Below are 25,518 nucleotides of genomic sequence, written 5' to 3'. Positions count from 1 at the left end.
GCTCAAGTAAGGAGCTCCACCATCCACAGTGTACTATATAGCCAGCGACTCGTCGCACCGGTATTACATTTTGTCGGATTTACTTATCCGCCTCGGTGTCTGTCATAAATACATTTTCTATGGCCGTACGCATTCTCCGGCCGTCAAGCAGCGAACCTTGATCGAGGTTGACTTAGCTTTAGGCTAACCGCAACTAGCGGCTCAGTCAGTTTTGATGCGGGCACTGGTTCGGGATACCCCTCAAAGCTTGACTAGGTGGACGCAACAGCTCTTTACAGTGTTTTAAGCAACTACCCGGCATCTGAGCAGTGCCCACGATCGAGTAACTCTGCGTGTCAACGGCGACTAACGTGGTGCGTTGCTCGATGGGAAGCCGTAACCTGCTTGCAGCATAATCTTGTCTCCACCTGCGTGGTCTGATCAGCCACCGGATCGACATTCTTTATTGGGCTGGTTGGGTGGGTTAAGGACTGATGCAGCTGGTCTCGGTTAGGCGTTAATCACAATGCGGTGTAGCTAACTGTGAGCTGTAGAGTCTTACCGCCAAAACAACGAGCAATTTGCTGAAGCATTACGTCCCTAAGCGCGACTTCGGTATTCTCGCGAATATGGCTGGCGAGTGGTATGAGGCGGTATCACTATAGTTGATGATGACCGAACAGCTCGCTGAAGATGTAGCGCGGGTTTCGCCAATGTGGGCAGCTGGCCGGTTCGGCTTCGTGCATTTTCGCCCATATGTTTCTCGTGAATCTCGCAGCCGAGTAGTAGCCGATCGATCGTGGCGCGATACTTCACCTGGCTGGGTCAATACCAACATCACACCACAATCTTGCTTGTTAGAGCGGGGTATAAATTGTGATCTCTGAGATCACGGCGCGACTCTTGCCGTCAGTGCTTCCCAACGTCGAAATCCATACAAGCAGATTCGACATCGGCGAGCCGGAGTTGACCTCGATAACATTATGGCCGGGTTTGAGCGCGGTGGCCGGAATCAGCACGGTGGTGTCTGCCAACTTTGCTGGTGTCGGTGTGGAAGCTGAGCGAATCTCTACTTTGGTGCCGGTGCTGGCAACGTCTATGGTGACCGAGTCGACCACCGTGGACTTGGGTAACTGCAACATCAATCCGACTCCGTTTTTGAAACCGGGGAAGGGGACCGCATCGTTGTAGATGTCAGTTTGCCACGAAGTGGCCGGGTTGCTGTCGATCGCCAGCCCGGCATCATCAGGATGGTCTGCTTCGCCGTCGGGGGAGAAGACCGTGGCCTTCGTGGGCGTGACAATGCTGACCTCAGGCACTGAACTGGTGGGTGACAACGACGTCGATGATGTCGGCGTGTTTAGGCCGAGTTTGTCGTTGTTGAGCCCACTGCCGAGATGGCCGAAGATTTTGTTGACCACTGACGCCATCACCAACGAGGCCACCACCAAGATGGCAACTGCCGCTCCGATGCCGATCATCAGGTTGCGACGTCGCTGGGCGAAGACCACAGGGTCCCGTGCGGTTGTGGGGCGGAAAGAGACTGGTGTCGGGGATCTGTCCTCGATCGGACTCAGTACCTCGGTGTGGTCAGCCACCGCTGTCGCCTGCTGCAGTAGGTTCAAAAGTGTTGATGCACTGAGTACCCTGCCACCTTCTTGAACTGCGCGGACAGCTACCTCGGAGATCTGGAAGGGGATATCCTGATCGATTACGGCGGGTTCGACGGGTTGGCCGGTAGCATCTTGCTGGGCCGGCGCTATACCGCTGTGCACCCCAGCCTCCGGCAGTGGCCACCGGTTCACCAACAAAGCGTACAGTGTGGCTCCGATTCCGCGAATGTCAGCATGGTGGTTGGCATCGGGCATGGTCGCGGGGTAGGCCAGCACAACGTCACCCTCTACACTGACGCGTACCCGACTAGGGTGGTCGATAGACAAGGTGACACCGGCACGGTGCGCTGCGTCAGCTGCGGCTGCCAGTGATTGCATCGCCCGGATGGCGCCGACAGGCGATGGCGAGGTGTCGGCAACTTCATGCAACGAACCACCGCGGATCCACTCTGAGACCACCAAGCCACCGGAACCGGTATGGATGACGTCAAGCACTTGAGCGACACCAGGCTTGTCGATCCGGCTGAGCCGCAAAGTCCGGGACAGAATCTCTTGCAGGCTATCGTCAGGTAGGGTCCCATCTGGATCAACGAAAGTCAGCGCTACCTGCCGGTCTAACGCAGTGTCCAGCGCCTGCCAAAACTGTAGTGAAGCCGCACCGCCGTGGAAAGCTAACAGCCGATACCGGCCACCGGCGATGCAGGCGCCAGGTACCAAATGGACATCGCCGGTCGGTGATGATTGTTCCCCGCCCCGCTCGTTGGATGCGTCGAGTCGAATCGGCTTGCAAGCGGGATAGGCCGGGAAATCGCCTTTCTGCTGGTAGGGTGGATTTAACGGCGCGGCATGTCCAGATTCAAAGTTGGCTGAAACATAAGGTTGGAATTTGCCGGTAACCGGATCAGGCAGCTCGATGTCTGGTGCAGAACGCGATGAGGCGCTCTCCACTGGGCGGTCACTCACCTCCGGTCCTTTCGCTATCTGGGCGTTGGCTACCCTTTCCGGAGGTCTGCGCCGGATGGGTTCCTGGACCGCATTTGCCCCCGATGGTGACGAATTGCTTTGCCCAGGGTACGTGACTGGGATGGGCCGGGACGATTGATCTGGCACAGTCACTTTCCGCAGTTTCGCCATCCAGCTTCGATTCATGGTCTGGCTTTTGACGGCGCTCAGTGTCGCGTGCACTTCAGGGACGTTTCCGTGAAGCATTACCGCGGCCATGATCGGCAGCATGACGCTCGCCAGCACCGTCAATCGCAACAACGAACCCACGCCGCCACCGTGCACGGTCAACTCGTTTAGCCGCAGCAGCCGATCGGCTACATGGGCAACCAGACCTGCCAGCAACGACGCTGCGATCGTCACCAGTACGGTCCGCGCTTCTTGGACACCGAGCAAGTGCCCACCGGCAGGCAGGAGCGCACGTCGCAACAGGTAATAACCGACGATCGCGCCGGCCGCAAATCCGAGGCCGTTTGCCATCCCGAGGTAGCCGGCGACCAGCTCGGGGTTACTGGTGACGTAAGGTACCAGCATTGAGATGATGATCTTGACGGTCGTGATGACGACGATGATCATGATCGGTGTCCAGGGTTGTTCCCGGGCGTAAAATACGCGCAGCTGCAACAGCACGAGCCCGTATGGGATCAAGGTGAACGCCGACAACACGATCGCGACACCCAGATACCCGGCGTCGACCTCACCGAAATGGCCGTATGCGAACAGTACGCTACCTATCGCTGACCCACCGGCAGTCAGGAATGCTACCGTAGGGATAAGTGTGATCAACGTCAGTCGGGTTGCCAACGATAGGTCGCCGAGCATGGCCGGAGTGTCGTTAGCGGCGGCGTTGCGGCTTAGTCGCGGCATCACGACGGTCAGCACTGTCACTCCAATCATGCCGAACGGTAGCATCAAGACCAGCCAGGTATAGTTGTAGATCGCGGGGCCGGAAGCTGCTGCTGTGCTGGCGATCTGGTTGGTAACCACCAGGCCGAGTTGACTGATAAGCACGTAAAGCACCATCGCGGCGGCCGTCGCGCCGAAACGTTTGAGCCGCTGATCGATTCCCCACAATGGGTGCAAGCTGATGTGCTCACGGCCAAGTGCCACCAGTAGCACCGCGGTCTGCGCAAACGCCCCTGCGGTGGTTCCGATCCCGAGCACCAGCAGCTTGGTGTTACCCATCTGGACGGGATCGATCGAAAGTTCACCGGGAGCCACCAGATATCCTGCTAGAGCAGTGATCGCGACGATGTTGTTGATGACAGGAGCCCATGCCGGTGGCCCGAATACATTGCGGGTGTTCAGGATTGCCATGAACACCGACGACAAGCCGTAGGCGAATACCTGTGGCAACAGCAGGTAGGCGAAAGCGATGGTCAGGGGCTCATTGACCTGTGGGTTTCTGCCGAGCATCAACTGCACTAGCAGGGGCGCGGCCAGCACCGACAGTGCTGTGGAGAGCAATAGCAGTGTGGTCGTCAAGGTGATCAGCTGCCGCACGAACGCTGCTCCGCCGTCGGGGTCGCTCCGTTCGGCGCGGACCAGCACAGGCACGAAGGTCGCGGTGAACGTCGCCTCTAAAACTAGTGCGGCGACCAGATTCGGTAACTGATTGGCCACCGAGAAGGCGCTGGACAGGGCGGCGCCTAAGATAGCGGCCATCAAAACAACCCGGGCGAAGCCGGTGACCCGGCTGATCAGTGTGGCGAATGCCATCGCCCATGACCGCGAAACCAGCGTAGCGTCAGACAGTTCGGGTTGTCGTGCGGACAGCTCTTGACCCAGACGCACCGCATGGGTGACATGGTGCGCCGATTGTGACTGGGTCCACCGGGAAGCGGGTTTCATACTTGGTTCTTTTCATTGACCCGGTCGTCGTACTGGTGCCGCGGGTGGGCGTCTGCAGCGGGCGGTTCGGGCTGGACGCGGAAGTGGTGCCAAAGTCGCTTTCCGGCCGATGCCATCAGCACCACGGCCGCGGTTAGAGTGATCGCGAACAACGCCTTACCGTAGGCGTTGGAATGCACCGACAAACGCACGGGTTCGCCTAATTGCATGCCTTCCGGGGTTCGCAGCGCGACGTCGACAGCGACTCGTTGCGTGAAGTTGACTTCGATCGGAACTCGCAACGGCAGGTATCCGGGTGGCAGCTCGATCTGACTGACGTCAGTAACGGTCATCCCGGGTGGCGCGTCGACCTGTAGCCGGACTCGGATGGGAACAGCAAGGCCGTTGTGTAGTGCCAGTGGGAGGGGACTGTGTTCGGTGGCCAGGGTGTAGGAGCCGCCCGGGTTGACTATTGTTACCGCCCCAATAAGGTCTGTGATTGTTTTGCTGACGACAGCCAGCCGTTGCTGAGCTAATCCGTTGCGGGTAGCGGGCGGCTCCAATTGGCTTAAGGCACGAAGCATGTCCTCGCGGAGTGGCGCGGTGTATTGGACGCCGGTCAGCCCAGTGCGGCCGTCGGCGGTCAACGCCGAAGTCAGTCCCCACAGTCGGCCAATTTGGCTGGCAATGTCAGCGGTGATGTCGTCGTTGAATCGGCCACGAGCCGACGCGTGGGCGCTTATCGTATCGGATAGTTCAGTGCAAGCTACGGCGTCGGCGATCACTGCTGGCAACGGTCGCGCCACCGCCAGACCAGACCGGATTGCAGTGCCCAGCGTGGTCAGCATGACTCGGGCGTCGTCGGCCTGTAGGTGCCACGACGTTGGTGGCACCAGTATCTGGCTGCGTGGTGCGGCGTCTCGCTCTAAGGCGCGCCACAGTATGGAGCCCAAGGCATCTTGGCGGCGAGCGGTGTCCGAATCATTGACGATCCGGATGTTTAGTGAGGAATCCATATATGTCGGAACGATAGGGTCGGTCCCCGCAGCGGCTAGCGCGGCACCGACGGCCGGGTCGAATGGTGCGATCACCACCTTTGGGGACAACCGCCGAGGCTCGAGGTCGACATCGACGACGGACCCGCTGGTGGGGTCTTGGGCTGAAAACGCGGCAGCCGCGATCGCGACCGTGCCGTTGTTCGCGTCCAGCAAGTCGACCACGCGTTTGGTCAATGGGCTGTCGGGTAGCATGGTAACGCCGCGGATGGAGGTGACATTCAAGATGTGGTCGACGATGTCCCCGACGCTGGTGGTGGCGTCCGCGCTAAGCCCTGCATTGTTAACGCGCTGCAACGCGTCCAGGTCGGCTTGCGCGTAGGGTAGCGAAGCCACGCACATCCGGTGCGCGAGCGCACGGAGCCGGTTCAGCCAGATGACAGCGGCAGCCTGACCGGTTCCCGGGTGTGTCGGGGTGCCCAGTTGCTGCGCTGGGCCGTCGGGAGAATTGGACACAACATAGCCGCCGGTCATCGCGTTGACGGTGACGAGCAAATCCGGATCGACAGCCAGGCACAGTGCCCGACTGACCGCACCGTCGGGGTCGACGTCGCGGCTGGTGGCGGTTTCGGCCGCGGTCAAAAGGATATCCAGCCGGCCTCCGGGGGCCAATGAGCTCGCCAAGTCGTCGTCGACTAGCCGGACCGGAATGGTTCCACCGGGCGCGCCGGGCGACAACCGAGGCCGGTCGGCTAATGGCCACAGCATGGTGATCCACACGGGTTTCGTGGTGTCCGGCGCGACGGCGGAGTCCATCGCATCGAGTTTGGCTGGGGGCACGCCGGCGACGGGCAGCAAAAACCGCGCGTTGTCGAGCCGAGCCGGTGCGCCGTAGTCGGGTGTTCCGTTGACGTTGACCAGGACCGGGTAGATCCCTGGCTGGTGGATGGCCATCGACGGTTTGATCGTCGAGCGGATGGGGGCAACGAGGGTGAAGCTAACCTCTTGTCCACGCTGCAATTCCTCGGCCACCGTCACGAAGTCCGCGGCGGTCTGGAACTGGTCGGCGCCGTCATCCAGGGAGGTACGCAACACTACCGACGAGATAACGGCCGATGCGTGTTCCAGCCGGACCATCACGTCACGAACTGGGCGATCGCCGATATTGGTGACTGCGCCGCTAACGGTGACGACGGGTTCGCTCGAGGTGGTGACAACGTCCGGAGTCACCTTGTCGATGCGGACACGGACAAACGGCGTTACACTAGGCTCGTCTGCTGCTGCGTGCGGTGTGGCTGTAGGTGAAACGAGCAGCATCGCAAAGCTGGCCACGATGTTGACCACTACGGCAGCGCGCAGCAAGCCGGCCAACCAAAGTCTCGATGCAGTCACGGCCTTTGTTCGTGGCCATTCTTCCGGCTGGCTCCGGAATTGTTGGAGTGACGCGTGCGGAAATGCGTCTGCGGCCGTCGCCGAGGCGAGCTGGGTGGCAACGGCGGAAGCGCGGCTGGACCACCGGTCTGCAGCTTGTTGATCAGTTCGTCGGCGACCTCGGCCAGGCGGCGTTCGTCGGCGTAGGCCAGGCGGGACGGCAGTTCTCGTATCGGCACCCAAGCAACTTCGGTGACCTCGAGGTCGTCGTCGGACAGTTCGCCACCAGAAAAGCGCATCAAATAGTGGTGTACTGTTTTATGTACCCGACAGTTGTCGGTGACGAACCAGTAGTCGATCCGCCCCAGCGCGGCAAGCACGCTGCCGCGGATTCCGGTCTCCTCGGCGACCTCACGGATGGCGGTCTGCTCCGCGGTCTCCCCTGGCTCGATATGCCCCTTGGGTAGCGACCAAAGCATCCGTCCCCGTCGATCGATGCGACCAATCAGAGCAGCAGCCTGTGCGTCGCGTGGGCCGTCGATACCGTAGATGACCAGACCTCCGGCGGACGTTTCGTGTACTGTGCGCAGCTGTTCTGGTGCGCGACGTGGTGAACGGTTTCGGCGCGGTTTTGTCACGGTTGTGTCGTTTGTCACGGTTGTGTCGTTAGTAGCTTGTCGGTTTGTGTGGTTCTCGGCTGAACGAGTGGCATCACGACCGCGCCGTCGCCCTCGGCGCCGACGTGGTTTGGCTTGTTCGCCATCCGACACCCAAGCGATAGTAGCTGGCACGAGCCGGTCTTAAGGACATGCGTGCCGCTAGTCAGGTACGCAGCGGCACAGTAGGTTCATGGCTGGATTACTTAGTGGGTCAGTTGGATCTCCATTGCGCCTTGTGCTCGCCTGTTGAGATTCAGGCTTGAATTGTCGGGTTCCGCAACGGGTCTTTCCAGCCCTTACTACCGCCCGACTAGGCTGATTGAACGTGCCTGAAGCCGCCCAGGATACTGATCTGCTTACTGTAGCTGCGGCCACCCTGAACCAGCACACCCCGGTGTTGCGTGACCTCGGTTCGGCATTCGCTGCCGCAGGCCACGAATTATACCTAGTGGGTGGTTCGGTGCGGGATGCGCTGTTAGGTAGGTTAAATTCGCCTGACCTTGATTTCGCCACCGATGCCGCCCCTGAGCAGGTGCAACAAATTGTGCGGCGGTGGGCCGACAAATTGTGGGAGACGGGCATCGAGTTCGGCACCCTTGGAGTTGGTAAGGGTGACTATTGCCTGGAGATCACCACGTTTCGCGCTGACCGCTACGACCAAGTGTCGCGCAATCCAGAGGTGCGGTTCGGTGACCGCCTCGACGACGATTTGGTGCGCCGCGACTTCACCGTAAACGCGATGGCCGTGCGCATCGCATCTTACGGTCCGAGCGAGTTCTTCGATCCGCTAGGCGGTTTGGCCGCGTTGCGGGCCCGAGTGCTGGAGACCCCGGCTGCCCCATCGGTGTCGTTTGGCGACGACCCGTTGCGGATGCTGCGCGCCGCACGATTCGTTTCCCAACTCGGCTTTACCGTCGCCCCGCAGGTGCACGCCGCGATCGAAGAAATGGCTCCGCAGTTGGCTCGCATCAGTCCCGAGCGAGTGTCTGCCGAGCTGGACAAGCTGCTGCTTGGCAATGACCCGGCGGCCGGTATCGACTTGCTGGTGCAGACCGGGATGGGGGAAGTGGTGTTGCCCGAAATCGGGGGCATGCGGATGGCCATTGATGAACATCACCGACATAAGGACGTTTACCAACATTCACTGACCGTGCTACGCCAGGCGATCGCGCTAGAAGATGACGGCCCGGACTTGGTGTTGCGGTGGGCGGCGTTGCTGCATGACATTGGCAAGCCCGCCACGCGGCGCCATGAGCTGGACGGCGGCGTGAGTTTTCACCACCATGAGGTGGTCGGCGCCAAGATGGTCCGAAAGCGGATGCGTGCGTTGAAGTATGCCAAACAACTAGTCGACGACGTTTCGCAGCTGGTGCATTTGCATCTACGGTTCCATGGCTACGGTGATGGGAAGTGGACCGATTCGGCGGTGCGCCGCTACGTCACCGATGCCGGGCCACTGTTGTCGCGGCTGCACAAGCTGGTCCGCGCTGACTGTACGACTCGCAACCAGCGCCGGGCCGCCCGACTGCAGGATAGCTATGGTCGACTGGAAGCCCGGATAGCAGAGTTGGCCGCACAGGAAGATCTGGCCCGGGTGCGCCCCGATCTGGATGGTAACCAGATCATGGCTCTGCTGGACATCCCGGCAGGGCCGCAAGTCGGCGAAGCGTGGCGTTTTCTGAAGGAACTGCGGCTAGACCGCGGACCACTGACCAACGAGGAGGCCACCGTGGCGCTGTTGGCTTGGTGGAAAACCCGGCAATCGCAGGGGCACCTGTAACATCTTCAGAATATCGGAATAGTTGTGGGGTACTGCGTGGACCGTACTGGCGGCACAGTGCCCCCATTGAACTGCTCGCCCGAGCCGTTGTTGTTGTGTGGTGGCCGGGGGTGTTGGTGTTTGTGGCAGGAATTGTTGGTCGGTTTCATAGGTGGCAGGTGAAGTAGTGTTCTGGTGTGCCATCGCTGGCCGATACGGTCGGGAGTTTGGTGGGCTAGCCTAGATCTTGTTGGCGCTGGGTGTTGGGGGCGCTTTCGGGTGCATGCTATGGCTGTGGGGTGTCTGTTTGTTCACCGGCCCTCGGCCAGCCGGTGTGCCCCCGGCTGTGTTGGTGCCGTGTTGGTTTCACAGTTCGTCGATGACCTCGCAGCCGGTGATGACGCGTACGGCGGTGCTCTAGCCTAGGGCAGTACTTGACTTTTTGTGGGGATCGACCGCGGAAGGAAGATAAAAGCCATCCACGGCGTGATCTGGTGACTTGTGCGCGTGGCGGGCTAACACATCACCAGGAGGGCATGCTCCAGGCATACGTATATGGTCAATTTCCATGAGAATTAGCTACTTTCATGTCTGCTTGCACGCGGTTGAGTCACCGGCAGGTCCGGACACCGGTTTACCGGAGGGCAGGCGCTGCAGTGGCGCCAGCGCATTTTTCAGAATGTCCAGATCGGTGGCGGGGAGCTGACTGAGCATCGCTGCCAAGGCGGCGCGCCGGTTGGCCAACGATTCACCATGATCCGCGCGCCCGCGCGGGGTGATGTCGACAAGCATGGCCCGCAGGTCAGACAAATCACGCGAACGCTTCACCAGCCCGATCTTTTCCAGCCGACGGATCGCCACGGTGGTGGTGGGAGTACGCACCCGTTCCTGGGCTGCTAGATCCGTCATCCGGATGGGACCTTGATCGAGCAGCGTCACCAGGATCGAAAGCTGCGCCAGTGTCAAGTCACCGGCCGCCGTCCTATTGGGGTTTCCGCGGCGTAGGATCGAAAACAGTTTGGACAGCACACGGTGCAGCCCATTCGCCAGCTCCGTCACCTCGTGCGCGGTGAATTCGCTGTCAGCCAGAAGTCGGCAGTCTAATGCGGTGTGTTGGGCGTTGAGGAATCTCGTGTGCGCGAGTTGCAGTGGCAATCGCAAGCGCGGCGGATCAGGTTGCAGCGGGTCGTTGTTCGTCAAAATCAGGAAGTCAAAGTACTTGGGACAGAAAACTTTGTAGACGCTTAGTCTGCACAGTCTCGAATATCTTCTCTAGTTTACCGGATTCCACGACTTGTCGTGATACATGAAAACAATGGTGTCTGATGTTGACTGTACGAAGCCTATTTCGTGGGTCACTACAACCATTATCCTCGCATTGCTGAGGTGACTGATAGGTTTCGTAATTTCCTTGACTGTTTCGGGATCTAGCGCCGAGTTCGCTTCGTCTAAGAAGATCATCTGCAGAGCCGTCGCCATAGCGATGAGCGATCGCAACTCGTTGTTGTTGACCTCTCGACAATACGTTGGTTCGGGCATCGGCCTTGTTGTTCAAGCTAACTCAGTCCAGTTACGTTAGTGCCAGCTTCCGCGTAGCATCCGCGGATAGCCGTAACAATTTGCGCTGGGCTAACGCAACGTTGTAGAGCATTGTGCGGTGCAGGATTGAATGCTGGAACAGCATGTCAATGCTCTGACGTAGCTAGTTGGGATCGTAGTGCAGCATTGGCCGACCGTCGAGCAGAATGTCGCTGTTATCAAGCTCGTGCAAACTGTTCAGCGTGGACTTGCCTTATCCAACAGGTCCGATTGTAGCCACTGTGCTGCTCGCGGATGCTCAATATCGACACTGCAGAGCACCGCAGTACCGCCAAGTTTTTGTGAATATCTTTGTTTTCCAAGCATACTGACTGACATTGTGCGGCTGCAATGGAGGTCACCTCACCTCCTGACCTAATGTCAAACGACCATGTCAATGGTCTCTTGTGGTCGAACTGTGTAGCGGTCTCGGTGGAGTCGAGAGTCGATGTAATTCACTAAATGCGTTAACAGGGAAGCCAATCTCAGGTAGAAGGCGCCGGACCCCACCAGTGATAACGAGTTTTCGGTCTGTGCGCCAATGTCGGTGTCCCCCTGAAACAGCTCCTGCTGCCGGGCGATCAAGATCAGGAATTACACTAGTGCGGAGGCCTTCAGCAGCGTGATGAACTGATTGACCAATGCCGGCAGCACCTGTCGTATCCTCTGCACTACCATAAACAGTCGCATCGCGAAAGAGTAGTTAAACCCGAGCACAAAATTTCGCCGATATAGGTGCCGGCCATGATCCCTAATGCGGCAATGCCGAGCGAGTAGGTGTTGTTATTCGTCAGCCTGCCCGCAAGCGGACCAATGCCCAGTCTGATGGTGATTCACCACTTCAGGAGCATTGTGAAAGAGATCAATATAGATCCGTTCCAACCAACGTTAGTGGGAAATCCAGTCGGCTGCCAGCGCCATGCCAAGGAGTAGCCCGATGGCGCTGGCACTTCCGGTCAGGATCAACGTGTTAGGCAGCCCGGTGGTGAAGGTGGACAGGCTAGAAATGGCTTGCTGGGAAACATCCTGTTCGAAGAAGGAGTCACGCAATTGCGCCAGTGCGGGTTTCGCGCGGCCTAACTCACCTGCTTGCGGCGGGATTGGCGGCGATAGTAGCGAAGTCGGAAAGTCTCGGCGACGCCACAGCTTGAAACCCGGGCTTCCAGCCTGGCGGCAGGAGCAGGGTACTCACTGAGTGTACAGGTTCGCCCAAGTCCCGTCGGCGATGACGGCGTCTAGCTTGGAAGTGAGCGTATCGACTGGCGGCTGGGGCTATTTAGGCGTCGACCTGTCGGCTTCTTGATACTCGAGTACAGGGTCACGAAGCTGGGATACTTCACTCGTTATAGCAGCAGCGTCTCGAAGACGTATGATTCTTCGTCGGTGTTCTGGACAACGTCGATCCTTTGTCCGGCGCCGAGGTCACCGAATCCGGTAATACGCTGAGCCGGGGAGCGGGCACCACGAGTGAGTAAGTAGCCGAAGTAGTAACTGGGGTTGGTAAAAGCCACGGTGCGTCGTCACGTTTGGGTGGCTTTGATCGATGCCGGAATGCTACCTGGGTGAGAGCCCGGAGAAGTTGGTGCTGACTAAGTGTACTGGTAGGCCCAGCCTGCCGGTGATGGTGCACCAAAGCTGATTGTCGAAGTCGCTGAATTGTCCGGTGGGATTGATACAGATGTGCGGCGGTGCGTCGGACAGGGTGCCGGTTTTCCGCACGGCTGGCGTGCCGAGCTCCAATGTGTCGATGTGTTCCGAACTAGGCTTCGCGACGGTGGCCGTCGTGTTCTACTGGTTCTTGGCCAGTAGCTACGCCCCTGGATGATGTTCTTAGGTAACACTTTTGCGCTGTTTCTACCCTGACCCGGCACTGGTTTTTGTCGACGTGCGTGGTCGCAGCTGGCGCAGTCAATGTCACGAAGCACACCATCAGCATCGTCTCGGTTACTCCGAGTAGCTTTCCGTGGCTTGTGGCGCGTCCCTCGTTACAGGAACTTATTATTGCCACCTACCTCGAACCGGTGGTAGCGCTGTCTATTTAACAGCGCGATCGACGGTGGGCAGTAGTCCACATCGACTCCTGCGGGCATCTGAAGTGGGTCGGGGGGTCTTGTCTGGAGGCTGTCGGGGTGGAGACGAACACTTGGCTTCGCGTGAGTTCGGCCAATATTGTCTGGGCCATCCGATGGGAGCCTCCTACGCAGCGCGCGGCTAACGCAACTTCCGCGTCACGCCCGTGAATTGCGAAGTGATCGTCCTCATGAAACGGGCAAATATCATTGCGGCCAATTTTGTTAGGTCGTTTCGCGCCTGCGCGGGATGAGATTATGCGAGGCGCGGATGGTGGCTTGCAGCCGCGGGCTCACGTACTCATCGTTGACAGTGCGCCGGTATTCGTTCGCGATGTCGGCACAGGTCCGCGATTCCATCGAGGTGCACAGGGTTCGCATGAGCCCATCGAGTTCGTGCTGTTCGAGAACAGTGGCTTCGTTAAACTTGCTTGACGAACGCGTCCCGTGTGATAGTGGGTCGACACGATGCCTCCGTGTTCGAGTGGGACCACTGCCCCTTGGATAGGGGTGCGGCTTACCCCAGTTTGTGCGTGATCTCGTTGTGGTCCACTTGGTCGCCACTGCGGAACCGACCGGTCAGTGCCAGGTTGAGAATGTACGCAATAACCTATTCTCTCTCTCTCTCTCTTTGCCCTCATACCTCTTTGGCCTAGCCTTTTTGAGGCAGTGCCCATACGACTGTTAGCGTTGACAAGTTTATTAATGAATTAGCACCTTTTATTCCACATTTGGCGGATGAAACGGACTCGATCTCATCGGCCATCGCGCCAGCGGCACAGCGTCTCAGCGACGGTGAGGTCGTACTCTGGACCGTTGCAACCGACCGTCAGTAGTGTCACGCCAACAGCGATCAAGTCCTCAGCGCTGGCGACCAGCTCGCCGTTGCTTTCAGTGCAACGCACACCACTGATGTTTTCCACCCCGGCGGAACGTTCGATGGTGGCCGGATCCCGCCCTACGGTGGCGCAATGGTCGTCCAGGATGGCCGCGGCTGTTGGGTAGGTTACGGCGGTGGTGAAGCTGTGCCAAATATTGGCGTGCTCGGCAACCAGGCGCAGGGTCTTGCGCGGACCTGTGCCACCGATCAGCACCGGGATGCTGCGAATCGGCGCTGGATTCAGCTTGCCTAGCCTCGCTTTGATCCGGGGCAACGCCGCGGCCAGGTCGTCGAGGCGGTTGCCGGCGGTGCCGAACTTGTAGCCGTACTCGAGGTAGTCCTTGTCTTTCCAGCCCGACCCGATTCCCAAAATGAGTCGGCCGCCAGAAATGTGATCGACGGTACGTGCCATATCGGCCAGCAACTCCGGATTACGGTAGGAGTTGCATGTCACTAGAGCGCCGATTTCGATACGTGAAGTCTGTTCGGCCCAGGCTGCGAGGATGGTCCAGCATTCGAAGTGCGGGCCGTTGAGATCCCCGTAGAGCGGGAAGAAGTGATCCCAGGTAAAAACAATGTCGATGCCGATGTCCTCACATCGGTGAACTGCGTCGCGGATATTACCGTAGTATGAAGTATGCTGAGGCTGTAGCTGCACACCAATGCGAATGGGATAATGAAGCTGTGCGGTCATTCGTAGAGAACTTTGCTAATGACCTCCACTAGCGCATCAGGTTGGTTGCTTTGCACCGAATGCCCTGACTTTATCAACTACGCATACACCTCAAATCAAAAATTGCTTGGTGTTCCAACTGAATTTAGGCATGTTCAGTTGACTTTGTCAAGTCGACGGGAGTTGTAGAACACGTCGGGAAGTAACATTTTCACACTCACGGTGTAGTGTTGCGGCAATCATTAGGTCCGGTATGGTCTAGAAAACAACGAAACTTGCGCTCGCCGTGCATCAAGCTACCCTATCTATGCTGGTTGGTGGTCAGTTCAGTGTGCCTCGGAAACGCCGAGGGGGGGTGATATCGACGAGGACGAATTCACTCACCAGATCGGGCAGCGCTGTAGCCAACCTTATGGCAGTCAACCTGCCCTGCGACATGCTCATAACAAGTTCGGCATTCGATGTGAGTGTCGCGCAGCACCGGTGCCAAGATGACGGTGCTGTTGCGATGTGAGTGGTAGCCGTCCGCATGCCAGGGAGAGTCACCGTATCCGGGAACGTTAATCGCCAACACCGGCGCACCGACACCGACGATCACGGTGTCACAGGTATGGGCGTGCCCGTCCTCCGCCGTGCAAAAAGACTGATGCACAAGGATATGCTAACCCAGCGCAATGGGCTGATTCTGCCGGCGACTGTGTCCGCGGCGACCCGTTGTCTGATGGCGGCTTACACAACATGTCGTCTTGCTCAGCATTCTCGGATAACAGCGAGGCCCAGACGATTCCACCAGTTCGTCCTCAGACAGCACGGTCACGATCTCTGACACTACGAACCATGGGCGCCAACTACCCACTCGATGAGCGCCATTTACTTGGCGTCGATGATGAACTCTTCGAGCCGGGCACGCGCGATCTCGTCGGGCAGCTGTTGCGGCGGGCTTTTCATCAGGTAGGCCGAAGCCGGGATCACTGGTCCGCCGATCCCGCGGTCTTTGGCGATCTTTGCTGCCCGCACCGCGTCGATGATGACGCCCGCTGAGTTCGGTGAGTCCCATACCTCGAGCTTGTATTCTAGGTTCAGCGGCACATCGCCGAAACCACGGCCCTCCAGTCGAACGTAGGCCCATTTGCGGTCATCGAGCCAGCCGACGTGGTCTGACGGACCGATGTGTATGTCTTTGGTATTGAATTCCCGATGCACGTTCGACGTCACGGCCTGGGTCTTGGAGATCTTCTTGGATTGCACCCGTTCGCGCTCGAGCATGTTCAGGAAGTCCATGTTGCCGCCCACGTTGAGCTGCATGGTGCGGTCCAGCTGCACACCGCGGTCCTCAAACAGCTTGGCCATGACCCGGTGGGTGATGGTTGCACCGACCTGGCTCTTAATGTCATCACCCACGATCGGTACCCTGGCGTCGGCGAACTTTTTGGCCCACACTGGATCGGAGGCGATGAACACCGGCAGCGCATTTACGAACGCCACGCGGGCGTTGATGGCACACTGGGCATAGAACTTGTCGGCTTCCTCAGAGCCCACCGGCAGGTAGGATATCAACACGTCGGCTTTGGCTTCTGTTAGTGCCTGGACCACGTCTGCAGGCGGAGCGTCCGACAGCTCAATGGTGTCGGTGTAGTACTTGCCGATGCCGTCCAGTGTCGGTCCGCGCTGCACCACCACATTGGTGGGTGCCACGTCGGCGATCTTGATGGTGTTGTTCTCTGAGGTGAAGATCGCTTCCGACAAGTCCACGCCGACCTTCTTGGCGTCTACGTCGAATGCGGCCACGAACTTGACGTCGCGCACATGGTAGGGCCCGAACCGCACATGCATGAGACCGGGCACCGTCGATGCGTCGTCAGCGTTCTGGTAGTACTCGACCCCTTGAACTAGCGAGGACGCGCAGTTGCCCACGCCGACAATAGCGACTCTTACCTCAGTCGACGTCCCCGGTGCCCCTGCTGGGTTGTGCTCACTCATAGGGCGTTCTCCTAACCTCATATCTCGAGTTGTCTCGGGATGATCTTGGGTGTTGCTCGGTTATCGGTGTGGTACAGCGTTTTTATGTATGTTCGGCGTGGCCGAGTAATGCCCGTTCAGCGGCAATGAGTTCGTTGAGCCACTTGACTTCGCGTTCGCTGGACTCGAGCCCGAGTTGATGCAGTTGGCGGGTATAACGGTCGAACGAGTTGCTGGCTCGTGTTACTGCCTCGCGCAGACTTTCACGGCGTTCTTCGACCCGGCGTCGGCGGCCTTCCAAGATGCGCATTCTCGCTTCCGTCGGTGTACGGTTGAAGAACGCTAGGTGCACCCCGAAACCGTCGTCAGTGTAGTTGTCCGGCCCGGTGTCAGTCACCAGTTCGCCGAAGCGCCGACGGCCCGCGTCTGTCAGTTGGTAAACTCGCCGCGCACGTCGCACCGGGGTCCCGGCCGGTGCGACGTGCCCGACAATTAGCCTGTCGGCTTGCATTCGACGCAGAGCAGGGTAAAGCGAGCCGTACGAAAAAGCCCGGAATGCGCCGAGCAACCCGGTCAGCCGTTTCCGTAACTCGTAACCGTGCATCGGCGATTCGATAAGGAGACCCAGGATGGCGAGCTCGAGTATCGGGTCACCCCCCTTGGCTAGTTGTGACGCTAGGTATTATGTTTCAACGCTTTCCAACATCATATCGTCTCGATATATTTACGACAACATTCACCCGGTGCATGTTGTCGCTACGAGGGGTAATTCATCTGCTTGTCGGTGCTGTCACCGGTGAAAATGAGGTAGCGGTGCTGTAAATCGCTGGAGGCATCCAGTGTGACAGCGCACCGGGTGTGGTCAGATCGGTGATCGGCTCGATGGCCAGGTGCCTAGTTTGGATGTCGGACTGTTTGATGCCGAAAGTTTTTGAAGGTTTTTGGGGTACCTCGTAAGTAACATGCCCACGGTCGTTTTTGGGTCGAATTTGCCGAGTTAAGCCGGCATGGATTTCTCCCTGTTGCTTTTGGTGCCGCTGGTAGGATCTCCCCATCTACTGCGGTAGGTGTAGCTCAGCATACGGTGGTCGTCGGTGGGATCGGGGCGATCGAGCGCCGCGTAATCCGGGTCGATCATCAACTGGCGGCTTAGGGTGTAGCCAAATCTTTTGCAGGTCTACTCCATCAGGATCAGGCCAGTGAGCTCGCCGAGCGGTTGATGTTACCCCGACGGGGGCAGTCACCATGGGCGCCCCCGTCGAGCTTAGTTTCAGGATTCGGTGGTGCAGTCTAGTAGCGATCTGGCCTTCTCGTATACGGTCTCAGCCGATGCCGACGCCCAGCAGCACCGACACTGCGAAATTGGGCCCTCCAAGGATGGGCCTACCCGCGAGCTCTAGGGCGACTGAGGATAGTGCTTGTGGGCGGTGTACCGGGTAGTAAAAGGGCGCGGCCTGATGGAGAAAAGTGTAGTTGGCGTGCAGATAGGCCACTACGGGGCGCAGATCACCTAATGTTCAGGGCGTTTGGTCACGTTAGCGCCCCGTTCCCGGTGTTCTTCCGTGGAGGGCTCGCCATCACTTAGGGTGTTATCAAGGATCATACGGGTATCCTGGCGGTTGCTGTCTTTAGCTCGGGTCCTGCCTGGGTTGCCTTGTTATTGCTGTCATTCGGCAGGCTTCTGGGCCATCTGGTCATGGGGTTGATGGTATGCAGTTCAGCGACCAAGGTGGTGATAAATACCCGCGACTTAGGTCCGGAAACGGGTGGGTAACGGCGTCGAGTTTGCGTTTCGGTGGTGCGGTTGAGCACGTACTCTGGTTACCGTGCGACTGCAGCGTCAGGTGGTAAACTACTCCCTTCGGCGGCGCTTTCTGTTGACCGAGGTGTACTCGGGACGTACAGACGTGTCCGAAGTGTGTGATGCAAACTCCTATCTGCTCCGTGCGGCCAAATTTCACGGGAAACCGAGCCAGGTGATGTGCCCGATTTGCCGAAAGGAACAGCTCACACTTGTGTCGTGGGTGTTCGGCAATCACTTGGGTGCAGTTTCCGGTTCGGCGCGTACCGCCGAGGAGTTAGTCTTGCTGGCTACACGTTACGAGGAGTTCGCAGTCTACGTGGTGGAGGTATGCTGTACCTGTAGCTGGAATTACTTGGTTAGGTCCTATGTGCTCGGTGCAGCACGGCCAGCACCGCCGCCCAAGAGATACCCGGGCCACCCGGACGGCGCGCAATGGCGCCCGCATGGCCATTGAATAACGACAGCCACCGCGATCAGTCGCTTAAGAATGTGAGCGGGCCAGCGACTGAGCGGGTGGAGGACCGTGCAAGTTCTGATCAGCCGGGTCAGCGTCTTCAGGCTCCACTTGATGAACGTATGACGGCGATCGTCCCGCCCGTCATCGACGAGCGATTGGCCGGGTGGGTGGATCCTCTCGAGGCCGTCAAGGCCGCTTTGGACAGTCCCCCGTCGACTACACCCTTCCGCTCGGCGTTCCCGATGTCCATGTACTCGCGGCGCGACCCTATTAATGAGGTCACGACCACGCTGGACGGTCGGTCGGCAGCCACCGTTGGCGGTGGCAGGCCGGTTTACGGACGCTGTATGCTAAGCGGGCCACCGCCACCCGAACAGCCTGGCGGCCCTGCTGGGCCTGGCCGGAGAGTGCCTGGCTCGCAGTCGAATCGGGCATGGCTCCTGCCCCTCAACCGGCAGGTGAGCTGGCGCTGGGTGCGGTACTTGGTGTATCTCACCGTGGTGGTGGTGTTGTTGCCTATCGTCACCTTCACCATGACCTACTTTATGGTGGACGTTCCCAGGCCAGGTGACATCCGTACTAACCAGGTCTCGACGATCCTAGCCAGCAATGGCTTGGAGATCGCCAAAATTGTTCCACCCGAAGGTAACCGGGTTGATGTCAATCTCAGCCAAGTGCCGGTGCATGTACGCCAGGCGGTTATTGCTGCAGAGGATCGCAACTTCTATTCGAACCCGGGGTTCGACTTCAGAGCCTTCGTGCGAGCAGCGCAAAACAACCTTTTCGGCAGCGGAGATCTGCAGGGCGGGTCAACGATCACCCAGCAGTATGTGAAGAACGCGTTAGTCGGTTCTGCACACCAGGGGTTTAACGGTTTGATGCGCAAGATAAAGGAATTGGTCATAGCCATCAAAATGTCGGAAGCATGGTCCAAAGACGACGTGCTACAGTCTTATCTGAATATTATTTATTTCGGTAGGGGAGCCTACGGAATTTCAGCTGCGGCCAAGGCCTATTTTGATAAGCCCGTGGAGCAGCTCACCTTCTCCGAAGGGGCACTGTTGGCGGCGCTAATTCGGCGGCCGTCGGTCCTAGACCCGGCTATCGATCTCAAGGGTGCTACGGCCCGCTGGAACTGGGTACTGGATGGCATGGTGGACATCAAGGCCCTGTCGCCGACTGATCGGTCAGCACAGCTGTTTCCCGCTACCGTACCGCCTGACCAGGCTCGTGCACAAAATCAGACCACCGGACCCAATGGACTCATCGAGCGTCAGGTGGTCAAAGAGCTGTTCGAACTATTTAACATTGACCGACAAACCCTGAACACTCAGGGGCTGCAAGTCATTACCACCATCGATCCGCAGGCTCAACGGGTGACTGAGAAAGCGGTATCGAAATACCTTGACGGACAGGATTCCGACATGCGCGCTGCCATCGTTTCAATCGATCCACATAACGGTGCGATACGCGCCTACTACGGCGGTGCTGACGCCAACGGTTTTGACTTTGCCCAGGCTGGGCTGCAAACTGGCTCTTCGTTCAAGGTATTCGCGCTCGTTGCCGCGCTTGAACAAGGTATCGGCCTGGGCTATCGGGTCGACAGCTCCCCGCTTACCGTCGACGGCATCAAGATCACCAACAACGGAGGCGAGAGTTGTGGGACCTGCAATATCGCTGAGGCGCTCAAGCTCTCGTTGAACACCTCCTACTACCGTCTGATGCTCAAACTCAAGAATGGACCGCAGGCTGTTGCGGATGCCGCGCACCAAGCTGGTATCGCGAGCAGCTTCCCTGGTGTAGCGCACACCCTGTCTGAGGATGGCAACGGAGGACCGCCCAACAACGGAATCGTTCTGGGCCAGTATGAAACCCGTGTGATCGATATGGCATCGGCATACGCCACGTTGGCCGCATCCGGCGTTTACCACAGACCGCACTTGGTACAAAAAGTTGTTAATGCTAAGGGCCGAGTACTTTTCGATGCCAGCACTGCGGATAACAGCGGCGAGCAGCGCATCGTCAAAGCCGTTGCCGATAACGTTACTGCGGCGATGCAGCCGATTGCAGGCTATTCGCATGGCCACAATTTGTCTGGCGGGCGGCCGTCGGCAGCCAAAACAGGCACGGTCCAGCTGGGCGATACCACCGCTAACAAGGATGCTTGGATGGTCGGTTACACACCGTCGCTGTCGACGGCGGTGTGGGTTGGTACCGTCGAAGACAATGTGCCGCTGATAACCGCTTCAGGCGCAGCGATTTACGGTTCCGGGCTGCCGTCGGACATTTGGAAGTCGACTATGGATGGCGCCCTGGAGGGCACCCCTAACGAGAGTTTCCCCAAGCCGACTGAAGTAGGTGGCTACGCGGGCGTGCCGTCACTGCCGCCAGCGGTATTGTCGCCGCCTTCGGAAAGGGTTATTCAGCCCACCATCGAGGTGGCACCGGGCATCATCATACCGGTCGGCCCGCCCACGACGGTCACTATCGCGCCGACACAGGAATCACCCGAACCGACAACTTCAACAACGCCACCGTGATCAACGCTCAGAAGCACAGTGCCATTACCTCGCCGCAGCCGTTGGCCGCCGATCGCCGGAGCGCCGACAACCGCGATTGCCCCAGCCGCACTGATTATTTGGGTGCCGCCCTAGCAGATGTGATCGGCGGATCGGTAGGTCGCCATGCGATGATCGGCCGTAGTTGGCTGATGACACCGCTCCGGGTGATGTTTCTCATTGGACTGGTATTCCTGGCGCTCGGTTGGTCTACGAAGGCAGCTTGCCTGCAAACCACTGGAACGGGACCGGGCGATCAGCGGGTCCCCAATTGGGATAACCAACGCGCATATTACGAGTTGTGTTATTCTGATACCGTGCCACTTTACGGCACAGAGTTGTTGAGCCAGGGCAAGTTTCCGTACAAATCGAGCTGGATCGAAACCGACAGTAGCGGCACACCGCAGACCCGCTACGACGGTCGTCCGGTGGTGCGGTATATGGAGTATCCGGTGCTAACCGGTATCTATCAGTATATATCGATGGCGGTGGCTAAGAGCTACACGACACTAAGCAAACCGCTCAGTCTACCGGTGATTCCTGAGGTGGTGATGTTCTTCGACGTCGCCGCATTCGGGCTGGCGTTGGCCTGGTTAGCGACTATCTGGGCCACCGTGGAGCTGGCTGGCCGCCGGATTTGGGACGCAGCCCTGGTCGCCGCGTCTCCGTTGGTGATCTTTCAGATGTTCACCAACTTCGACGCGTTAGCCACAGCATTCGCGACTAGTGGATTGCTGGCGTGGGCGCGGAACAGACCGGTATTTGCTGGTGTGTTGATCGGGTTAGGTGCCGCGGCCAAGCTCTATCCGCTGCTCTTTTTGGTCCCGTTGTTTGTTTTGGGCGTCCGAACCGGGCGCCTCGGAGGTGTGGCTTGCACCGCGGTGACCGCGGCAACAACCTGGTTGTTGGTGAATCTTCCTGTGCTATTATTTTTCCCGCGCGGCTGGTCGGAGTTTTTCCGGTTCAACGCCCGCCGTGGGGACGACGTGGACTCGTTGTATAATGTCGTGAAATCGTTTACTGGCTGGCGCGGTTTCGATCCCAAGCTGGGCTTCTGGGAGCCACCTCTGGTGCTCAACGTCGTAGTAACGATGCTGTTCGCATTGTGTTGTGCAGCAATAGTTTATATTGCCCTGACTGCTGTACAACGGCCGCGAGTAGTGCAGTTAGCGTTTTTGCTGGTGGCGGTATTCTTGTTGACTAACAAGGTCTGGAGCCCTCAGTTTTCGTTGTGGCTGGTGCCGTTGGCAGTGCTGGCCCTGCCGCAGCGCCGGGTGCTGCTGGCATGGATGACGATCGATGCCCTGGTGTGGGTGCCGCGGATGTATTACCTGTACGGCAATCCAAGTCGTTCGCTCCCGGAGCAGTGGTTCACCGCGACTGTGTTGTTGCGCGATATCGCGGTCGTGATGCTGTGCGTGCTGGTGATTCGTCAAATTTATCGTCCCGACGAGGATCCGGTGCGGCTGGGTGGACGGGTGGATGATCCGGCGGGCGGGCCTTTCGATCGCGCCCCGTACGCTCCGCCGTGTTGGCTGCCGGACTGGTTGCATCCGGCCGGGATGCGGCGGGTAGTCACGCTGGCAGCATCATCGGTAACTGAAACCGAGCTGGCCTCCACTGCAACAGCTTCTAGCCCCCGACGGCCGTGATGAATACTTTGCAGCACTTTGTAAGGGCCGACGGCGCCCGACGCCGTCGGCCCTTACAAAGTGCTGCAAAGTATTCCGTTGATCAATGTAGTGTTTGTCGGGCACCATTGAGAAAAGATGCACACCGAAAACGTGATGCTAGGTCTAACCTGCGATGCGAATTTCGACGAAGTCGACGCACCCGATGGAGATGGTGTTCCCCGAGGGTGCGGGAATTTGTCAGTTGATCCACGGTGACGCACCGGAGTGCTGCGGACCTGCTCAACAAATCGGGTGCGCGCTACGTGCCCGAACGTGTCGTTGAGTACCCCGCAGCGGATCATCACCGCCGTGGTGACCTTCAGTGGCATCGACAAGGCCTTGCAGCCGGTTGGGCTCCTTGTCGATCGACCAGTAGCGCAGGCAGCTCATGCTGTTTATCGATATACGACCTGCCGCTATTCGGCTCTGGCACGCTGGAACAGGCCGCCGCGGCAACAGAAAAGCCAGGACTGACGAATACCGACGCAGCTGGAACTGTGACCGATTGGCTGGCGGCCCGGATTTTTCCGGTAAGCCCGTCGTCCGGTAGGGTGGTGTAGTTGCTGATGCAGGCGACCCTCCTGCTGCGGATCGACCGTGGCCGTATAGACCAGAGGAGGTGGTGAGGTTTCTATGCGTCCGTATGAAATCATGGTCATTCTTGACCCCACGCTCGACGAGCGCACCGTCGGGCCGTCTTTGGAGACGTTCCTCAACATCGTCCGCAAGGACGGTGGAGCTATCGATAAGGTCAACATCTGGGGTCGGCGCCGGCTGGCTTACGAGATCGCCAAGCACGCCGAAGGCATCTACGTTGTCATCGATCTGAAGGCTGCGCCGGCAACGGTGTCCGAACTTGACCGCCAGCTCAGCCTCAACGAGTCGGTGTTGCGCACCAAGGTAATGCGAATCGACAAGCACTAGTCTGGCGACGATGTGGCCCGCGTAGCGGGGGCGAGTCAGGCATACGGCACCAATCGAACGGCCGTCCGCAGTCGACGCCCTTGCGTAGGCTCTCCGAAAACACGCTCATGACCAACGTCCGCGCCAAGGCTGAGGAACAGGGCCAAATTTAGGGAGGAAATTGTGGCTGGCGACACCACTATCACCGTTATCGGAAATCTGACCGCTGACCCCGAGCTGCGGTTCACTTCGTCCGGTGCTGCCGTGGTGAACTTCACCGTTGCATCGACACCGCGGATCTATGATCGTCAAAGCGGTGAGTGGAAAGACGGCGAAGCGCTGTTCCTTCGGTGCAATATTTGGCGGGAAGCTGCGGAGAATGTGGCTGAAAGCCTCACCCGGGGGGCGCGAGTGATCGTTACCGGTAGGCTCAAACAGCGTTCCTTCGAGACCCGCGAGGGCGAGAAGCGCACAGTTGTCGAGGTCGAGGTCGATGAGATCGGCCCGTCGCTTCGGTATGCCACTGCCAAGGTCAACAAGGTCAGCCGCAGTGGTGGCGGCGGCTTCGGTAGCGGATCCCGTCAGGCGCCGGCGCAAATGAGCGGCGGAGTAGGTGACGATCCGTGGGGCAGTGCCCCAATGTCGGGCTCTTTCGGCGGCGGTGACGAAGAACCCCCTTTCTAGCAACTAAACGGAAAGAATTACACACATGGCCAAGTCCACCAAGCGGCGTCCAGTACCGGAGAAGCCGGCCAAAGCGCGTAAATGCGTCTTCTGCGCCAAGAAAAACCAGCAAATCGATTACAAGGACACCACGCTACTGCGCACGTACATCAGTGAGCGGGGCAAGATCCGGGCCCGTCGGGTCACTGGCAACTGTGTGCGACACCAGCGCGACATCGCGATCGCGGTGAAGAACGCCCGCGAGGTGGCTCTGCTGCCCTTTACCTCCTCGGCGAGATAACCGACGGTAACCGCTACAAGCCCAACGGAAAGTACGAAAACGATGAAGCTGATTCTGACGGCCGACGTCGACCACCTTGGTTCCGTCGGTGACATTGTTGAGGTAAAAGATGGGTACGGTCGAAACTTCTTGCTCCCACACGGTCTGGCGATTCTTGCCTCGCGAGGTGCCCAGCAAGAGGCTGCCGAGATCCGCCGCTCCCGTGAAACGAAGGCGATGCGTGACCGCGAGCACGCCAACGAAATCAAGGTGGCGATCGAGGCGTTAGGTGCGATCTCGCTGCCGGTGAAGACAGCAGCTGACTCCGGCAAGCTGTTCGGCTCCGTGACTGCCAGTGATGTTGTCACCGCCATCAAGAAGGCGGGCGGGCCAAACCTCGACAAGCGAATCGTGCGGCTACCCAAAACCCATATCAAGGCCGTCGGGACGCACCTGGTATTGGTGCACTTGCACCCTGAAATCGATGTCGTGGTGTCACTCGACGTTGTCGCGGCGAGGTAAGAACGCAACGTTTGTTGACCTACGGTGACAGTTGCTGATCGGCTGTTACCGGGTTTTGTTCGTGCGTGGACAGTCTTCAGAGAGTGGTTCTGGGGGGACGTCGGGTTTTCCTGGCGAACTATTTCTGGCAACTACAGAGTCATTAATCGTTACCAATACGTAACGCTTCCAAAATCTGGCTGAAATCCAACACGCCCGGCACAGTAACCTGGCTCGACACGCCGAAGAGATTCTTTTTCACACAATATCTGTTGTCTTATGGGACGTTTATCTGCAGTGATGTGATAGCGC

The 25,518-nt window shown here is 58.7% G+C and carries 18 protein-coding genes and 5 pseudogenes; 10 read left to right on the top strand and 13 right to left on the bottom strand.

The features are described 5' to 3' along the window. Positions 1-836: 836 nt before the first annotated feature. From murJ to MLPF_RS15305, 3 genes are read right to left on the bottom strand one after another with little or no spacing between them, the layout of a single operon-like run. The gene (gene murJ, locus MLPF_RS15315; protein ID WP_045844020.1) at positions 837-4,445 is read right to left on the bottom strand and encodes a murein biosynthesis integral membrane protein MurJ; all 3,609 of its coding nucleotides are present in this window, start codon (positions 4,443-4,445) and stop codon (positions 837-839) included. Further along, a complete protein-coding gene (locus MLPF_RS15310; protein ID WP_045844019.1) occupies positions 4,442-6,811 on the bottom strand; it encodes a hypothetical protein in 2,370 nt (789 codons plus the stop codon). The genes murJ and MLPF_RS15310 overlap by 4 nt, the downstream gene beginning before the upstream one ends. Then, complete coding sequence (locus tag MLPF_RS15305) at positions 6,808-7,560, bottom strand: NUDIX hydrolase (protein ID WP_156147344.1); 753 nt, start codon at positions 7,558-7,560, stop codon at positions 6,808-6,810. The genes MLPF_RS15310 and MLPF_RS15305 overlap by 4 nt, the downstream gene beginning before the upstream one ends. A gap of 214 nt (positions 7,561-7,774) precedes the next feature. Between MLPF_RS15305 and MLPF_RS15300 the strand changes: the two genes are divergently transcribed. Both MLPF_RS15300 and MLPF_RS15295 read left to right on the top strand, forming a co-directional pair. Further along, the gene (locus MLPF_RS15300) at positions 7,775-9,229 is read left to right on the top strand and encodes a CCA tRNA nucleotidyltransferase (RefSeq protein WP_045844017.1); all 1,455 of its coding nucleotides are present in this window, start codon (positions 7,775-7,777) and stop codon (positions 9,227-9,229) included. A 229-nt stretch (positions 9,230-9,458) separates the two neighbouring features. Then, complete coding sequence (locus MLPF_RS15295) at positions 9,459-9,629, top strand: hypothetical protein (protein WP_237817104.1); 171 nt, start codon at positions 9,459-9,461, stop codon at positions 9,627-9,629. Here MLPF_RS15295 and MLPF_RS15290 read toward each other — a convergent pair. The 10 genes and pseudogenes from MLPF_RS15290 to MLPF_RS15240 form a co-directional block, all read right to left on the bottom strand. After that, complete coding sequence (locus MLPF_RS15290; RefSeq protein WP_175266515.1) at positions 9,626-9,778, bottom strand: hypothetical protein; 153 nt, start codon at positions 9,776-9,778, stop codon at positions 9,626-9,628. The two genes, MLPF_RS15295 and MLPF_RS15290, sit on opposite strands and share 4 nt — an antisense overlap. Before the next feature lie 15 nt (positions 9,779-9,793). Continuing rightward, positions 9,794-10,297 carry a MarR family winged helix-turn-helix transcriptional regulator gene (locus MLPF_RS15285; RefSeq protein ID WP_045844016.1) on the bottom strand — a complete coding sequence of 168 codons (504 nt, stop codon included), beginning with the start codon at positions 10,295-10,297 and terminating at the stop codon, positions 9,794-9,796. Between the two features lie 121 nt (positions 10,298-10,418). After that, a pseudogene (locus tag MLPF_RS15280) lies at positions 10,419-11,139 on the bottom strand (ATP-binding cassette domain-containing protein). A 5-nt stretch (positions 11,140-11,144) separates the two neighbouring features. Then, positions 11,145-12,722: pseudogene (locus tag MLPF_RS18195) on the bottom strand (amino acid ABC transporter permease). Between the two features lie 49 nt (positions 12,723-12,771). Then, positions 12,772-13,462: pseudogene (locus MLPF_RS16670) on the bottom strand (GntR family transcriptional regulator). A gap of 148 nt (positions 13,463-13,610) precedes the next feature. Then, positions 13,611-14,429, bottom strand: coding sequence for an LLM class F420-dependent oxidoreductase (locus MLPF_RS15260; RefSeq protein WP_045844015.1), 819 nt, complete (start codon positions 14,427-14,429; stop codon positions 13,611-13,613). A gap of 355 nt (positions 14,430-14,784) precedes the next feature. Further along, positions 14,785-15,060 carry a hypothetical protein gene (locus MLPF_RS15255; RefSeq protein WP_050039422.1) on the bottom strand — a complete coding sequence of 92 codons (276 nt, stop codon included), beginning with the start codon at positions 15,058-15,060 and terminating at the stop codon, positions 14,785-14,787. A gap of 218 nt (positions 15,061-15,278) precedes the next feature. Further along, complete coding sequence (locus MLPF_RS15250) at positions 15,279-16,388, bottom strand: inositol-3-phosphate synthase (protein ID WP_050038888.1); 1,110 nt, start codon at positions 16,386-16,388, stop codon at positions 15,279-15,281. Between the two features lie 82 nt (positions 16,389-16,470). Beyond that, positions 16,471-17,013 carry a PadR family transcriptional regulator gene (locus MLPF_RS15245; protein ID WP_045844012.1) on the bottom strand — a complete coding sequence of 181 codons (543 nt, stop codon included), beginning with the start codon at positions 17,011-17,013 and terminating at the stop codon, positions 16,471-16,473. 676 nt (positions 17,014-17,689) lie between these two features. Next, the gene (locus tag MLPF_RS15240) at positions 17,690-17,860 is read right to left on the bottom strand and encodes a hypothetical protein (RefSeq protein WP_175266513.1); all 171 of its coding nucleotides are present in this window, start codon (positions 17,858-17,860) and stop codon (positions 17,690-17,692) included. Positions 17,861-18,193: 333 nt separating this feature from the next. On the opposite strand from MLPF_RS15240, the pseudogene MLPF_RS15235 reads away from it, so the two are divergent. From MLPF_RS15235 to rplI, 8 genes and pseudogenes are all read left to right on the top strand, one after another. After that, positions 18,194-18,629, top strand: a pseudogene (locus tag MLPF_RS15235) (DUF5318 family protein). Beyond that, complete coding sequence (locus MLPF_RS15230; RefSeq protein ID WP_420329668.1) at positions 18,622-21,168, top strand: transglycosylase domain-containing protein; 2,547 nt, start codon at positions 18,622-18,624, stop codon at positions 21,166-21,168. The pseudogene MLPF_RS15235 and the gene MLPF_RS15230 overlap by 8 nt, the downstream one beginning before the upstream one ends. Beyond that, a complete protein-coding gene (locus MLPF_RS15225) occupies positions 21,165-22,838 on the top strand; it encodes a glycosyltransferase family 87 protein (protein ID WP_045844011.1) in 1,674 nt (557 codons plus the stop codon). Before MLPF_RS15230 ends, MLPF_RS15225 begins: the two co-directional genes overlap by 4 nt. A gap of 30 nt (positions 22,839-22,868) precedes the next feature. Next, positions 22,869-23,317: pseudogene (locus tag MLPF_RS18190) on the top strand (type 1 glutamine amidotransferase family protein); the annotation flags it as partial. 175 nt (positions 23,318-23,492) lie between these two features. After that, positions 23,493-23,783 carry a 30S ribosomal protein S6 gene (gene rpsF / locus MLPF_RS15215; RefSeq protein ID WP_045844009.1) on the top strand — a complete coding sequence of 97 codons (291 nt, stop codon included), beginning with the start codon at positions 23,493-23,495 and terminating at the stop codon, positions 23,781-23,783. Positions 23,784-23,945: 162 nt separating this feature from the next. Then, the gene (locus MLPF_RS15210) at positions 23,946-24,446 is read left to right on the top strand and encodes a single-stranded DNA-binding protein (protein WP_045844008.1); all 501 of its coding nucleotides are present in this window, start codon (positions 23,946-23,948) and stop codon (positions 24,444-24,446) included. A 25-nt stretch (positions 24,447-24,471) separates the two neighbouring features. Next, a complete protein-coding gene (gene rpsR / locus MLPF_RS15205) occupies positions 24,472-24,726 on the top strand; it encodes a 30S ribosomal protein S18 (protein ID WP_045844007.1) in 255 nt (84 codons plus the stop codon). Positions 24,727-24,768: 42 nt separating this feature from the next. Next, on the top strand, positions 24,769-25,227 hold the full coding sequence (gene rplI, locus MLPF_RS15200; RefSeq protein ID WP_045844006.1) for a 50S ribosomal protein L9: 459 nt from the start codon (positions 24,769-24,771) through the stop codon (positions 25,225-25,227). Positions 25,228-25,518 lie beyond the last annotated feature (291 nt).

Source organism: Mycobacterium lepromatosis (assembly GCF_000975265.2).
Lineage (GTDB): Bacteria > Actinomycetota > Actinomycetes > Mycobacteriales > Mycobacteriaceae > Mycobacterium > Mycobacterium lepromatosis.
Note: the sequence above shows the minus strand (reverse complement) of the source record. Positions and strands in the feature narration are given on the sequence as shown.